The 13,665-nt window shown below is 59.0% G+C and carries 12 protein-coding genes; 5 read left to right on the top strand and 7 right to left on the bottom strand.

All coding sequences use genetic code 11. From position 1 onward, the window contains the following. Window positions 1–191 precede the first annotated feature (191 nt). From KIN_RS18960 to KIN_RS18940, 5 genes are all read right to left on the bottom strand, one after another. Complete coding sequence (locus KIN_RS18960) at window positions 192–947, bottom strand: ABC transporter ATP-binding protein (protein WP_159810049.1); 756 nt, start codon at window positions 945–947, stop codon at window positions 192–194. An 11-nt stretch (window positions 948–958) separates the two neighbouring features. Continuing rightward, window positions 959–1,717 (bottom strand): ABC transporter ATP-binding protein, encoded by a 759-nt coding sequence (locus KIN_RS18955; protein WP_159810047.1) that lies wholly within the window; start codon window positions 1,715–1,717, stop codon window positions 959–961. Between the two features lie 12 nt (window positions 1,718–1,729). Then, entirely contained in the window at window positions 1,730–2,938 is a 1,209-nt protein-coding gene (locus KIN_RS18950; protein ID WP_159810045.1) for a branched-chain amino acid ABC transporter permease, read from the bottom strand. 3 nt (window positions 2,939–2,941) lie between these two features. Continuing rightward, on the bottom strand, window positions 2,942–3,973 hold the full coding sequence (locus KIN_RS18945; protein ID WP_159810043.1) for a branched-chain amino acid ABC transporter permease: 1,032 nt from the start codon (window positions 3,971–3,973) through the stop codon (window positions 2,942–2,944). Between the two features lie 99 nt (window positions 3,974–4,072). Beyond that, complete coding sequence (locus tag KIN_RS18940) at window positions 4,073–5,437, bottom strand: substrate-binding protein (protein ID WP_159810041.1); 1,365 nt, start codon at window positions 5,435–5,437, stop codon at window positions 4,073–4,075. Between the two features lie 212 nt (window positions 5,438–5,649). Between KIN_RS18940 and KIN_RS18935 the strand changes: the two genes are divergently transcribed. The 5 genes from KIN_RS18935 (at window position 5,650) to KIN_RS18915 (ending at window position 11,647) form a co-directional block, all read left to right on the top strand. Then, window positions 5,650–6,936, top strand: a complete 1,287-nt coding sequence (locus tag KIN_RS18935; RefSeq protein ID WP_159810039.1) for an XRE family transcriptional regulator — start codon at window positions 5,650–5,652, stop codon at window positions 6,934–6,936. Between the two features lie 101 nt (window positions 6,937–7,037). Next, on the top strand, window positions 7,038–7,415 hold the full coding sequence (locus KIN_RS18930; protein WP_159810037.1) for a response regulator transcription factor: 378 nt from the start codon (window positions 7,038–7,040) through the stop codon (window positions 7,413–7,415). After that, on the top strand, window positions 7,412–7,717 hold the full coding sequence (locus KIN_RS18925; RefSeq protein ID WP_159810035.1) for a hypothetical protein: 306 nt from the start codon (window positions 7,412–7,414) through the stop codon (window positions 7,715–7,717). The genes KIN_RS18930 and KIN_RS18925 overlap by 4 nt, the downstream gene beginning before the upstream one ends. Further along, window positions 7,717–10,410: an ATP-binding protein gene (locus KIN_RS18920; protein ID WP_159810033.1), complete on the top strand. Its 2,694-nt coding sequence runs from the start codon at window positions 7,717–7,719 to the stop codon at window positions 10,408–10,410. The genes KIN_RS18925 and KIN_RS18920 overlap by 1 nt, the downstream gene beginning before the upstream one ends. A 124-nt stretch (window positions 10,411–10,534) precedes the next feature. Further along, window positions 10,535–11,647 carry a flagellar motor switch protein FliM gene (locus KIN_RS18915; RefSeq protein WP_159810031.1) on the top strand — a complete coding sequence of 371 codons (1,113 nt, stop codon included), beginning with the start codon at window positions 10,535–10,537 and terminating at the stop codon, window positions 11,645–11,647. A gap of 61 nt (window positions 11,648–11,708) precedes the next feature. Here the strand turns inward: KIN_RS18915 and glnA are convergent, their stop codons facing one another. Together glnA and KIN_RS18905 are read right to left on the bottom strand one after the other, a co-directional pair. Further along, the gene (gene glnA, locus KIN_RS18910; protein WP_159810029.1) at window positions 11,709–13,115 is read right to left on the bottom strand and encodes a type I glutamate--ammonia ligase; all 1,407 of its coding nucleotides are present in this window, start codon (window positions 13,113–13,115) and stop codon (window positions 11,709–11,711) included. Between the two features lie 53 nt (window positions 13,116–13,168). Beyond that, window positions 13,169–13,507 (bottom strand): P-II family nitrogen regulator, encoded by a 339-nt coding sequence (locus KIN_RS18905; RefSeq protein WP_159810027.1) that lies wholly within the window; start codon window positions 13,505–13,507, stop codon window positions 13,169–13,171. Between the last annotated feature and the right edge of the window lie 158 nt (window positions 13,508–13,665).

The following is a 13,665-nucleotide window of genomic DNA, read 5'->3' as shown; positions in this document are numbered from 1 at the left end:
CAGTCCAGCCGCTTGCCCTGCTCCCCCCAAAACGCCTCAGGATCAGACACAGACGACCAATACATCGACGCATACCCAGACGCATCAACATAACTCCCAGAAATAAACGAAGAAGACGGCGGGTGCGTGGTGGACATGGGCATATTCCTATTTGTGTCGTTTCAATGCGACCCCGGCCCCCAAGCAGGACCTCAGATCGCCAGATATTCAGCGCGCAGTTTTTCGTCGTCCAGAACCTCTTGGGCGGAGCCGTCATAGACGACCGATCCGGTGTCGAGGATCACGGCGCGGTCTGCCAGTTTCAACGCAGCCACGGCATTTTGTTCCACGATGATTGTCGTAATCCCCTGATCCCGGATGACATTCAGGGTTTTAGCAATTTCCTGCACGATAACAGGAGCGAGACCTTCGTAGGGTTCGTCCAGCAGCAAAACCTTGATGTCGCGACACAGGGCCCGGGCAATCGACAGCATCTGCTGCTCGCCGCCGGACAGGGTCACGCCCTCCTGCTTGCGACGTTCGCCGAGGCGGGGGAACAGATCGTAGACCCGCTCGATGGACCAGCCAATCGGCGGGGCGATCTGCGCAAGCTGCAGGTTCTCTTCGACCGTCAGGCCAGGAATGATGCGACGGTCTTCGGGGACAAGGCCAATGCCTGCCTGCGCCGCCTGATAGCTGGCCATCTTGTGCAAGGGCTGATGATCCAGCCAGATCTCACCGTGTTTGAGTTGCGGATCGCCCAGCCGGGCAATCGTGCGCAGGGTCGAGGTCTTGCCCGCCCCGTTGCGGCCCAGCAGGGCGAGGATTTCGCCCTCGTGCACGTTGAAGCTGATGCCTTGCACAATGTAGCTTTCACCGTAGTAGGCCTCCACGTCCCAGACGCTGAGGAAGGCGGGTGCGGTCGCCGCGTTGTTGGCGTTCTTGTTAAACTCAGGTTTCGCGTTCATCGGGCCGCTCCTTAGACCTGCGCCTCACCCAGATACGCTTCGCGCACCTTGGGATGGCCTTTGATGTTTTCGGGCGTCTCTTCCACAAGGGGCGTGCCTTGGGCCAGAACCGTAATCCGCTCGGCAAGGCTGAAGACCACATGCATGTCATGCTCGATGATCGCCATCGTGATGTCACGCTTGTCCTTGATTTCCTTGAGCAGATCGATGGTGTTGTTCGTATCGGCCCGCGCCATCCCGGCGGTGGGCTCGTCCAGCAGCAGAAGCTTGGGATCCTGCACAAGACACATCGCCATTTCCAGGCGTCGCTTGTCACCGCGTGACAGGGACGAGGCCTGCATGTTCTCTTTCTCGAGCATACTGACATCTTCCAGAATTTGCTCGGCCTTCTGACGTATGTCGGTCTCGGACCGCACGCCGCGCAAGGCGTTCATCTGGAAGGCCCCATCCCGGTGCGCAAAGCAGGGGATCATGACGTTTTCCAACACGGTCAGATCGGCAAAGATTTCAGGTGTCTGGAACACGCGGCTGACGCCCAGCTGGTTTATCTCGTGGGGCTTGCGGCCCAACAGGCTTTGCCCCTGAAAGGTGACCGACCCCGTGTCCGGGATCAGTTTGCCCACGAGGCAATTGAGCAAGGTCGATTTTCCGGCGCCGTTTGGCCCGATAATCGCGTGGACGGTGTTTTCGGCAACGCTCAGATTGACGTCGCTCAGCGCCTGCAATCCGCCGAAGCGCTTGCCGACATTCTTGATCTCAAGAATTCCCATGTCCTGCTTCCCTTACTCTGCCGGTTTGCGTTGTTTGGCGGCATCGGATTCGACGCTGTCCGCCTTGCGATCGCGCCGCCGAAAGATGCGACCGATGCGTTGTCCGCCTTCGACCAGACCGCCTGGCAGGAAGATCACGATCAACATGAAGAGCATGCCGAGCGTCAGGTGCCAGCCTTTGCCGATGAACGGATGGAAGATGGCGACCAGCAGGTTCTCGATGCCGTCCGGCATGAAAGCGAACCATTGGTGCAGGATCGCGTCGTTGATCTTGGACAGGATGTTTTCCATGTACTTGATCATGCCCGCGCCGAGGACTGGTCCGATCAATGTGCCCACGCCGCCGAGAATGGCCATCAGTACAACCTCGCCGGAAGCCGTCCAGAACATGCGCTCGGGCCCCACTTGCGTGTCCATGGCGACCATCAAACCCCCCGCCAGACCGGCATACATGCCGGAGATCACAAACGCGGCCAGCGTGTAGGGTTTGGAGTTCAGGCCGGTGTAGTTCATCCGCTGTTGGTTGGACTTCACCGCCCGTAGCATCATCCCGAAGGGTGAGCGGAAAATGCGGATGGAGATGTAGAAGCCGATCAGCATGCAGACGGCGGCGATGTAATAGCCCGCGTTGAAGGTGAAGAGCCAATCACCGATGACCAGTTCATAACTTGATCGCATGTCGACGCCAAAGAGGTTTGCGCGTCCGATCTCGCCGGGGGCAAGGTTGGACAGCAAGGGCGTATCCGTGGCCTTTAGCTGCAGCCCTGTCTCGCCGCCGGTGATCGGTGTGAGAACGGAATAGGCCAGTGCGTAGGACATCTGCGCGAAGGCCAATGTCAGGATCGAGAAGTATATCCCGGATCGCCGGAGAGAGATGTATCCCACCAACAAGGCGAAGAGACCCGCGAAGATGACGCCCATGATAATCGCCGGGATTACGTTCAGCGTCAGCAGTTTCATCATCCAGATCGCGCCGTAGCTGCCCACGCCAAGGAAAGCGGCGTGACCGAAGCTGAGATAACCTGTCAATCCGAAGAGGATGTTGAACCCAATGGCAAAGGTTCCGAAAATGACGAACCGTTGCATCAAGTCCGGATAGCCCGCGTTGAACTGTGCCATGGCGGAATTCTCAGGGAACGGGTTCAGCAGAAACGGGGCCAGTAGGGTCAGCGCCGCGACGAACAGCAACAATGTGGTGTCTTTGGTACTAAGGCCGAACATGGATTAATCCTCCATCACGCCACGGCGGCCCATCAGGCCACGCGGACGTGTCAGCAGAATGATGATTGCAACGAGATAGATGATGATCTGGTTGATACCGGGGATGATATCGATCACCTCGGCCATCGAGGCGAAGCTTTCGAGAATTCCAAGGACAAACCCGGCCAGAACGGCGCCGGGCAGGGACCCCATGCCGCCCACGACGACCACGACGAAGCTGAGAACAAGGAAATCCATCCCCATGTGGTAATTGGGCGAGTTGATCGGCGTGTACATCACACCAGCCAACCCCGCGACGACGGCGGCGATGGCAAACATCATCGTGAAGCGCTTGTCGATGTCGATGCCCAGAAGGCCGACCGTCTCCCGGTCCGCCATGCCTGCCCGCACCACCATGCCGAAGGTCGTGAATTGAAGGAAGGCGAAGACAGCCGTGATGACGAATGCGGCAAAGGTGAAATAGATCAGCCGCCAATAGGGATAGATGATCTGGTTGGGGTCAAACCCGATCAGCGCGCCGAAATCGAACGAACCTGTGAAGGCGGGCGGGGCAGGTGTGGGGATAGGGTTTGCGCCGTAAAAGGCCTTGATGACCTCTTGCAGGACGATGGCAAGGCCGAACGTTACAAGGATCTGGTCCGCATGGGGCCGTTTGTAGAAATGCTTGATCAGGCCGCGCTCCATCGCGTAGCCGACAAACATCATCACCGGGATCGCGAACAAGATGGCCAAGGGCACGGACCATTCGATGATCGTCTGCCCCATTTCCGGACCGAACCATCCGTTGACATAGGGCACATCGACCTTAAGCGGGTTGCCAAGGAAATCAGTCCTTGTGTCGTCGACAACCTCGTAGCTGAGGCTGAGGATGCGTTGCAGGGTGACGGCGCAGAAAGCACCGATCATGAACAGCGCACCGTGGGCAAAGTTGACCACACCCAGTGTGCCGAAAATCAGAGTAAGACCGAGCGCGATCAGGGCATAGGCAGAGCCCTTGTCCAGTCCGTTCAGAATTTGAAGAATAATGGCTTCCATGTCCCCACCTCGCAGGTTGCGACGAGAATTGCGCGTCAGGCGCGCCGGTCCGATACGTGAAGGCGGGGCAGGCCGGAGCCCGCCCCGCAAACGTTTGGCTTAAGCGCCCGGGTTACAGGTGCCCAGCGTTGCAGCCGCGCCACCCATCTGTGGATGATCCGGTGCGTACTCGACCTGCGCCCGCGGTGTGATTTCCACGATTTCCAGAAGGTCGAACTCGGATGTCGGGTTCTCTTTCCCTTTCACGACCAGCACGTCCTTGAAGCACTGGTGATCGTCGGCGCGGTAAAGCGTTGGGCCATTGCCCAGACCGTCGAACTCGTAGCCTTCGAGCGCTTCGACGACCGCACATGGGTTGAAGCTTCCAGCACGGTTGACCGCATCCGCATAAAGCAGCGTTTGCACATAGCAGGTGTGTGCAGCCTGCGAGGGTGGGAAGCCGTATTTGGTACCGAAGGACTTCACGAACGCTTTGGAGCCTTCGTCGGTCAGCGACCAGTGCCAGTTCGTGGAACCGAAGATGCCTTTGACGTTCGCGCCGGCACCTTTTGCCATCAGGCGGGAATACAGCGGAACGACGATCTGGAAGTCCTTGCCGTTGACCTGCTTGTCGCGCAGACCGAACTGAACGGCATTGGTCAGCGAGTTGACCATGTTGCCGCCGTAGTGGTTCAGAATGAGCGTATCCGCGCCCGACTGCAGAACCGGCGCAATGTAGGACGAGAAGTCGGTCTGTGTCAGCGGTGTTTTGACCGCGTTTACTGTTTCCCAACCCATGGCTTCGGTCGAGCTGCGCACGGCTTCTTCTGTGGTGTAGCCCCAGTTGTAGTCAGCCGTCAGGTGGTACGCCTTGCGGTCTGTGCCGTAGTTGGCGGCCAAAACCGGCGCGAGTGCAGCGCCTGACATGTAGGAGTTGAAGAAGTGACGGAAGCCATTGGCTTTCCGGTCCTTACCCGTCGTGTCATTGGAGTGGGTCAGACCCGCCATGAAGATAACGCCTGCCTCTTGGCAGAGCGCCTGCACAGCCACAGCCACGCCCGACGACGAGCCGCCGGTTATCATGATTGCGCCGTCTTTTTCGATCATCGAGCGAGCAGATGCACGCGCGGCGTCGGATTTCGTTTGCGTGTCGCCCGTGACGTATTCGACCTTCTTGCCGTTGATGCCCGTGCCGTCGAGGGTTTTCGACGTGAAGGTATTCAACATGCCTCCGTCGCCACCACCATTCAGGTGTTCGACCGCAAGCTCATAGGCGCGCAGTTCATCGGCGCCCTCGTCCGCATAGGGACCGCTCTGCGGGACGTTGAAGCCCAGGGTGACCGTGCCGCCCTCTGGCGCGTTGGTGAAACCGGTGTGGCCGTCAGCCCAGACGGAACCATCAAAAATTGTGGGAACAGCCAAGGCGCCGCCGGCCAGAACAGACGTCTTGAGTACACCCCGACGGGTGAAATTCGATTTGGACATTATATCCTCCCTAAGATTTTTTGGGCGACGCCTCCTCCCGACGCACCCGGTCCTTTTCGGACTGGTAAGATATCACCGCGTGTTAGAAAATCGTTCAACAAGTGCTTGAGAAAGAGGCAAAGTTCTGTAAATTCTTAGACTATGCGGGTGCAGAATGAGTAAATTACTTTACTGTTTCCCATGTTGAGGCGTTACAAAACAGGAAGTTGCCGATGCCGCGCTCTGCACTGGCCGGGACCCGGATCCGCGAAAGCCGCATGGCTTTGGGATTGAAACAGGCGGATTTGGCGGCCCAGACGGGCATTTCCGCCAGCTACCTTAATTTGATCGAACACAACAAGCGTAGAATCGGCGGCAAATTGCTGGTCTCGATCGCGGGCGTTCTGGGCCGCGATCCGAACATGTTGGCACAGGGCGGCGAAAGTGCCCTGATCGAAGGTCTTCAGAACGCTGCTGGTCCCTCCGACGGGGCCGAAATCGACCAGATCGAAGAGTTCGTCGGTCGCTTTCCCGGATGGGCCGAAAAGATCACCGCGCAAGCCCAGCGGATCGCAGCGTTGGAGGCGACAGTGGGCGGCCTCAACGACCGGCTGACGCACGATCCCGTTCTGTCCGAGAAGATGCATGACGTGCTGGGGTCGGTCTCCGCGATCCGGTCGACCGCGTCTATTCTGGTCACGACGCCGGATATCGGGGCGGACTGGCGCGCACGGTTCCACGCAAATATCGATGCCGAAAGCCGCAGGCTTGCGGAAACCTCTGCCGGGATGGCAAGCCATTTCGACAGACTGGCACGGCGAGACAGCGGGTTTGCGACACCATTGGAACAGGTCTCGGCGTTCTTTGAGCGGCGACGGTATCACATCGCGGAAATCGAAGCGGACGGTCCGGTGGTCATCCCCGATATTCTTGCCAACAGTCCTGAGTTTGAATCCGATGCGGCCCGCAGCGTCGCTGGCACCGCGTTGAAGATCTACGCCCGAGATGTCGAACGCTTGCCGTTGGTGACGTTTGGTGCAGCCGCGCGCGCTACTCGGTTCGACCCGGCAGCTTTGGCGCGCGAGTTCAAGGTCGATCTGATGGTCGTCTTCCGACGCTTGGCCAGTTTGCCGATTGCTGCGGACATGCCCGAGGTGGGGCTGGTGATCTGTGACAGCGCCGGTGCCATGCTGTTCCGCAAACCGCCGCCGGGGTTTGGTTTGCCTCGTTTTGGTGCGGCCTGTCCGCTCTGGCCCCTTTTCTCCGCCCTGTCTACGCCGGGCCAGCCCATCCGCCGTGACGTCGAAAGCACCGAGAACCGCAAGTTCCGGACCTACGCCGTGACCAGCCCTGTAGGGATGCCGTCATTCGAAGGCCCACCGCTCTATCACGCGGCGATGCTGCTGATCAGCGACGAGGACGGGGTGCAGAACCCACGTCCTGTTGGGTCAAGCTGCCGGGTCTGTCCGCGTCCCGACTGTGTCGCGCGGCGCGAACCTTCGATTTTGCAGGTGGACTGAAGCATCCGGCAAGCACATGCAAAAATCCTACAAATTTTGACACGTCCCTGTTTCTTTGGCTTAGTGGACGCAGCAAGGGGAAACACGGCTTGGGAGGGCTGATGGGCAGAACCGTTTTGCTGATCGAAGATGAACCCAATATCATCGAGGCGATCAGCTTTCTTCTGGAGCGCGATGGCTGGACGGTCCGACTTCATTCCGATGGGGTGGATGCCGTCTCTGCCGTCTATCGCATAAAGCCCGATGTCGTCGTGCTGGACGTGATGTTGCCGGGGCGCAGCGGGTTTGAGATCCTGAAAGAGCTTAGGCAGGACATGGCTCTTCAGGATTTGCCTATTCTGATGCTCACCGCGCGGGGTCAAACAAAGGACCGTGAACTGGCGGAAAGCTATGGGGTCAGCGCCTTCATGACTAAGCCTTTTTCAAACACCGAGATGCTGGACACCGTACGTGCGCTGGCCGAAAGAGCCGGGGCATGACAGGTCCATCGCGCCGTGTGGGCACGCCACTTTTTCTGGAGCGGGGCGTTTACCGACGCAGGAGGTTGATTGACGCAGCAAAGTTGCTGCCTTTTCTCGCGATGGCACTCTTTTTGATCCCCGCATGGCTGTCTTCTGGCAATGACGGTGCACCGGGTCAGACCAGCGCGCATCTGATTTACTTCTTCGCCGCGTGGCTATTGCTGATCGCTGTGGCGCTCTGGCTGTCCCACGCCCTTCATCGCAGCGAAGGCGCAGACACAAGCGAAGAGGATACACCGCCAGTCGGACCCGCTGAGTAATGGTGACGTTCAACTTCCTCGTCCTGACCGCACTTGCCTACGTGGCGCTGCTCTTTGTTGTCGCGTTCTGGGCCGATGCGCGGGCAAGTCGGGGTGGGGCGCGGTGGCTGCGCAGCCCGCTCACCTACACGTTGTCCCTCAGCGTCTACTGCACGGCGTGGACCTTCTACGGTGCGGTCGGGAACGCAGCGCGCTCGGGCCTCGAATACCTGACCATCTATCTAGGCCCCACTCTGGTTTTTCTGGGCTGGTGGTGGATTCTGCGCAAACTGGTGCGGATCGGCCGGGCCAGACGCATCACCTCTATCGCGGACCTGATCTCCAGCCGTTATGGCAAGTCGAGCGCCTTGGCTGTGCTGGTCACGCTTCTGGCTCTGGCTGGGACGACACCTTATATCGCGCTTCAGTTGCAATCGGTGACCCTGTCCTTCGCCGTTTTTGCGAATGCGTCGGCGGATGCCGGGGTGGCGCGATGGGATCAGTCGGACTTGCAGACCACAGCGTTCTGGGTCGCCTCCGGGCTAGCACTTTTCACCATTCTCTTTGGCACGCGCAACCTCGATACGAACGAGCGGCACCACGGCGTTGTCACAGCCATCGCGCTGGAGGCCGTCGTCAAGCTGGTCGCATTGCTCGCGGTCGGTGTTTTCGTTGTGTGGGGTGTCAGCGGCGGCATCGGTGACACGCTGCAGATCATCGCCGCAAGCCCGGTGGCGGAGTGGCAACCCCAACCCAGTCGCTGGATCGGGATGACCTTCCTGTCGGCAGCGGCCATCATCTGCCTGCCGCGCATGTTTCAGGTCATGGTGGTGGAATATTCCGACGAACGCCATCTAAGTGCGGCAAGCTGGGCGTTTCCGCTCTATCTGCTGGCGATGAGCCTCTTTGTGCTGCCCATCGCAGTCGTCGGGCTTGCCGTTCTGCCCGACGGCGCGAACCCTGATCTCTTCGTTCTGACCTTGCCGCTGGAGCTAGATCAGGAGGGGTTGGCGGTGCTCGCATTCCTCGGTGGATTTTCCTCGGCCACATCCATGGTAATTGTCGCGGCCATTGCGCTCAGCACCATGATTTCGAACCACATTGTCGTACCTCTTTGGCTGTCCAGCCGCCCCAAGGGCGCCACGGTCTCGGGCGATCTGCGGCAGGTGGTGATCACCTCCCGGCGCTTGGCCATCATCGGCATCCTCGGGCTGGGCTACATCTATTTCAGGGTCACAGGCGGCTCGAACGCGCTCTCCGCCATCGGGCTGGTCAGTTTCGCAGGCGTGGCACAAGTGCTGCCAGCGCTTCTCGGCGCGCTGTTCTGGCGCGGTGCCACGCGGGCCGGGGCGATGGCCGGGCTGTGCGCGGGATTCGCGCTCTGGTCCATCACATTGGCGCTGCCTGCGGTGGGGCTCTTCGGGCCGGACACGTTGCAGGACGGTCTCTTCGGAACGTCGCTGTTACGGCCGCAAGCGCTCTTCGGTGTGTCGTCTCTTGATCCCTTGGTGCACTCGATCCTGTGGTCGATCTCTGTGAACACCGTATTGTTTCTCCTCGTCTCTCTCATGACGTTCCCCAGCCCGATGGAGCGGTTGCAAGGGGTCAGCTTTGTCAACGCCTTCGACGGCACAGACGCCCAGCGGGGATGGGTCAGTGGCACCGTTGAGAGCGAGGACCTTCTGGTCATGACCCAACGCTTGCTTGGCGCGCGTCAGGCACAGGCCCTGTTCCAGCACGAGGCGGCGCGTCAAGGCAAACCCGACGGGCTCCCCGATCCGACACCCGCCTTCGTCGAGTTGCTGGAGCGCGAGCTTGCGGGGTCCGTGGGGGCGGCCACGGCCCATGCCATGATCGGCCAGATCAACGGGGACGCGGTTATCTCAGTAGACGACCTTCTGGCTGTAGCGGACGAATCTGCTCAGATGCTGGAACACTCAAGTCAGCTTGAAGCGAAATCGGAAGAACTGCAGCAAACGGCTCGGCAATTGCGGCTTGCCAACGAAAAACTGACCGCGCTTTCGGTTCAGAAAGACGCGTTTCTCAGTCAGGTGAGCCACGAGTTGCGCACACCCATGACCTCGATCCGAAGCTTCTCGGAATTTATGATGGAAGATGGCATGACCCCGGCCGAGCGGACTCGCTACAGCACCATCATCCACGACGAGAGCTTGCGCCTGACGCGTCTTCTGGATGATCTTTTGGACCTCAGCGTTCTGGAAAGCGGGCAGGGGCAATTGAATGAGGCGTGGACGAACTTGCGCGACCTGATAGACCGCGCCGTGGCATCGGCCGGCGCTGACGGTAAACTGATCCTGAAACGCGACAGATCTGCCGAAGACCTTAGTCTTTTCACTGACCCCGACCGGCTGGTACAAGTTTTCATCAACGTGATCACCAATGCGGGCAAATATTGTACGGCGGCATCGCCCGAGCTTGCCATCACAGCGCGGGTAAGCGGAACGATGATCGAGATTGATTTTGTCGACAATGGCGCGGGCATCCCAGCCGCCCAACAGGCGCTGATATTTGAGAAATTCGCACGCCTCAGCGATCAGGCCGCCGCGGGCTCGGCAGGTTTGGGTCTGGCGATCTGCCGTGAGGTTATGGCCCGTTTGGGGGGCGAGATCACCTATCTTGCAGATCAACAAGGCGCAGGGTTCCGCATTCAGGTCCCTCAGCGACTTGGAAGCGTGGAAAAACTGCGCGCCTGACCTCTATCTGCCCGTTTGTAAATACATTCTTCAGAATTAACCGATTAAGACTTTGGGGCGCCTGAGCAGTTTGATCTGTGCAGACCAAATTGGACAACAGGCCTCAAGATCGCGAGACACGCAGTTGGCAGATACAGATCAGACGGCACCGGACACAGCCGCCCGCGATCCCGCGGGCCATGTCGCTGTCATGCGCAAGAAGCTGCGAACCCGTGCGCCAGTCCGTGCCCGCCGTCATGATCTTCTGGAAGAAAGCGCAGATGCGGGCTTTCGCAACACTGCCAAGACCCTGTTCGACATGGATCTCAAGCTCGCGGACGTTCACGCTGACGCCCTTGTTCGGGACGCGGCCCTTGAAAGCCTCGAAGAGGTCACGCTGATTTTCCGCCTCGCCGGGCCTGCGGGTGAGGAAGGTCTCTTTGTTCTGGACGGGATGTTGATCGATGCGTTGATCGAACAGCAAACGCTCGGGCGGGTCGCAAAATCGCCCCGGCTGGACAGACCAGTAACACGGATTGATGCTAAGCTGGCGCAGAGTTTCGTGCTGGCCGTTCTCGCGCAGTTTGAAAAGATTTATGCAAAGGACAGTCACACACAGTCCTACGCGGGCTACACAATCAAGGTGGTGGAGTTCGACCGCGCCGCACTGTCCCTGGCATTGACCAGCCCGTCCTATGACATTTTGGATGTGACGCTTGATATGGGACCTGGCATAAAAACCGGCAAAGCGAGGATCTGGTATCCAGCGGGCGCCGTAGACGCCGTTGCACCCGCAACGATCCCGCAGACAAACCCGTTCATCGCTTCGCTTTTGTCCAACGTCACTGCGCCACTGAATGCCGAAATTCGCGGCCTGCGATTGCCGCTTACGGATCTGATCTCACTCGAGCCGGGCTCCCTCATTCCCGTTGATCTGGCGATGCTGGCTGACGTGCATCTTTGCGCGCCCGGCGGGAAGTCGATTGGAACCGGGCGGCTTGGGCAGCTTTACGGCGATCGCGCTGTGCGTGTTACTCATCTGGCAGGGCAGCCCGAACGCGACGCCAGTGACGGGTCGCCCGCGTCTGCAGAAAGCCCGATGCTGGGCGAGCCTTTCAATACAAACGCCACGGCTTTGCCCGCTGGCGCGCCTGAACAAGATGCGTCCATCCCGCTCAAGGCGCTGGAAGATGCGCCGTCGCTTGAAGAGACGATTGAACCGCTTGAGACCGTTCCAATGGCGATGCAGCAACCTTGACAGCGGACCAAAGAAAAAGGGCGCCCCTGTGGGACGCCCCTTCGAGAACTGTCAGTAAAGATCAGCAGCTGTAGTAGAGCTTGTATTCCATCGGGTGCGGTGTGTGCTCGTAGGCATACACTTCTTCCCATTTTAGCTCCATGTAGCCTTCGATCTGGTCCTTGCTGAATACGTCGCCTGCCAGAAGGAACTCGTGATCGGCTTCCAGTTCCTCCAAGGCCTCACGCAGCGACGCGCAGACGGTCGGAATATCGGCCAGCTCTTCCGGCGGCAGATCGTAGAGGTCCTTGTCCGAAGACGGGCCCGGGTCGATCTTGTTCTTGATACCGTCGAGGCCAGCCATCAGCAGGGCCGCGAAGCAGAGGTACGGGTTCGCCGCAGGGTCGGGGAAGCGAGCTTCCACGCGCTTTGCCTTGGGGCTTTCGGCCCATGGGATCCGGACGCAACCCGACCGGTTGCGTGCGGAATACGCACGCAGAACAGGGGCTTCAAAGCCGGGGATCAGGCGCTTGTAACTGTTGGTCGACGGGTTAGTGAACGCGTTCAGCGCTTTTGCATGCTTCAGAACACCACCGATGAAGTAGAGCGCTTCCTGGCTCAGATCGGCGTATTTGTCGCCTGCAAACAGCGGCTTGCCGTCTTTCCAGATGGACATGTTCACGTGCATACCCGTACCGTTGTCGCCTGCGATTGGCTTTGGCATGAATGTGGCTGACTTGCCGTAGGCGTGGGCCACATTGTGGATCACATACTTGTATTTCTGCAGCTCGTCCGCCTGCTTGGTCAGGCTGTCAAAGATCAAGCCCAGTTCGTGCTGACAGGACGCCACCTCGTGGTGATGCTTGTCGACCTTCATGCCGATCCGCTTCATCGTAGACAGCATTTCCGACCGCAAATCCTGCGCCGCGTCCGTTGGGTTCACGGGGAAATAGCCGCCCTTGATGCCGGGGCGATGACCCATATTGCCCATCTCGTACTCAGCGTCGCTGTTCCAGGAGGCGTCGTTTGCGTCGACCTCGTAGGACACTTTGTTCATCTCGACCGAGAAACGGACGTCGTCGAACAGGAAGAACTCGGCTTCCGGACCAAAGTAGGCCGTGTCGCCGATACCCGACGATTTCAGGTAAGCTTCGGCACGTTCCGCTGTGCCGCGGGGGTCGCGGTCGTAGCTTTCGCCCGTGTCAGGTTCGACAACGGTGCAGTGAACGCAGATCGTCTTTTCCGCGTAGAACGGATCGACATAGGCGCTGTCGGTGTCGGGCATCAGTTTCATGTCCGACTGGTCGATCGATTTCCAACCGGCGATGGAGGAGCCATCGAACATGAAGCCTTCGTCGAGAAAATCCTCGTCAACCTGATCGGCCATGACCGTGACGTGCTGCAGCTTGCCGCGCGGGTCTGTGAACCGGATATCGACGTACTCGATATCTTCGTCTTTGATGGTCTTAAGCATCTCGGTCTTGCTCATGGGACCTTGTCCTCTCTGATAGTTACTCTGAAGTTCGGGTAAAGGGTGGCGCTTTAGAGCGCCTCGTCGCCGGCTTCGCCGGTCCGGATACGCACCGCTTGTTCCACGGTGGAGACGAAGATCTTGCCGTCGCCGATCTTGTCGGTTTTCGCAGCAGCGATGATGGCTTCGATGGCGCCATCCAACTGGTCATCCGTCAGGACAACCTCGATTTTAACCTTGGGCAAAAAGTCGACCACATATTCGGCACCCCGATACAGCTCGGTGTGACCTTTCTGACGTCCGAAGCCTTTGACTTCGGTTACACTGAGACCTTGAATGCCCAGTTCCTGAAGAGCTTCCTTCACCTCGTCCAGTTTGAAAGGCTTGATGATCGCCTCGATCTTTTTCACAGGCCGACTCCCTCTTTTTGTATTCCTCGCGTGAGACCACTTTCGCTTTGAACGTACAATTGGCAAGCTCCGGGCAAGGACGTTGCGTCGGTTGCTGTAATATGCGTACGGCGCGAATTTCAGCAATATGCACGAAATTTATGCAAAATGAAAAGAGG

The organism is Litoreibacter roseus (assembly GCF_009811795.1).
Classification (GTDB): Bacteria; Pseudomonadota; Alphaproteobacteria; order Rhodobacterales; family Rhodobacteraceae; genus Litoreibacter; species Litoreibacter roseus.
Note: the sequence above shows the minus strand (reverse complement) of the source record. Positions and strands in the feature narration are given on the sequence as shown.

Bases quoted from the DNA above. Each gene is read 5' to 3' on its own strand.
- KIN_RS18960 (WP_159810049.1), bottom strand. From the start codon at position 947: ATGAACGCGAAACCTGAGTTTAACAAGAACGCCAACAACGCGGCGACC.
- KIN_RS18955 (WP_159810047.1), bottom strand. From the start codon at position 1,717: ATGGGAATTCTTGAGATCAAGAATGTCGGCAAGCGCTTCGGCGGATTG.
- KIN_RS18950 (WP_159810045.1), bottom strand. From the start codon at position 2,938: ATGTTCGGCCTTAGTACCAAAGACACCACATTGTTGCTGTTCGTCGCG.
- KIN_RS18945 (WP_159810043.1), bottom strand. From the start codon at position 3,973: ATGGAAGCCATTATTCTTCAAATTCTGAACGGACTGGACAAGGGCTCT.
- KIN_RS18940 (WP_159810041.1), bottom strand. From the start codon at position 5,437: ATGTCCAAATCGAATTTCACCCGTCGGGGTGTACTCAAGACGTCTGTT.
- KIN_RS18935 (WP_159810039.1), top strand. From the start codon at position 5,650: ATGCCGCGCTCTGCACTGGCCGGGACCCGGATCCGCGAAAGCCGCATG.
- KIN_RS18930 (WP_159810037.1), top strand. From the start codon at position 7,038: ATGGGCAGAACCGTTTTGCTGATCGAAGATGAACCCAATATCATCGAG.
- KIN_RS18925 (WP_159810035.1), top strand. From the start codon at position 7,412: ATGACAGGTCCATCGCGCCGTGTGGGCACGCCACTTTTTCTGGAGCGG.
- KIN_RS18920 (WP_159810033.1), top strand. From the start codon at position 7,717: ATGGTGACGTTCAACTTCCTCGTCCTGACCGCACTTGCCTACGTGGCG.
- glnA (WP_159810029.1), bottom strand. From the start codon at position 13,115: ATGAGCAAGACCGAGATGCTTAAGACCATCAAAGACGAAGATATCGAG.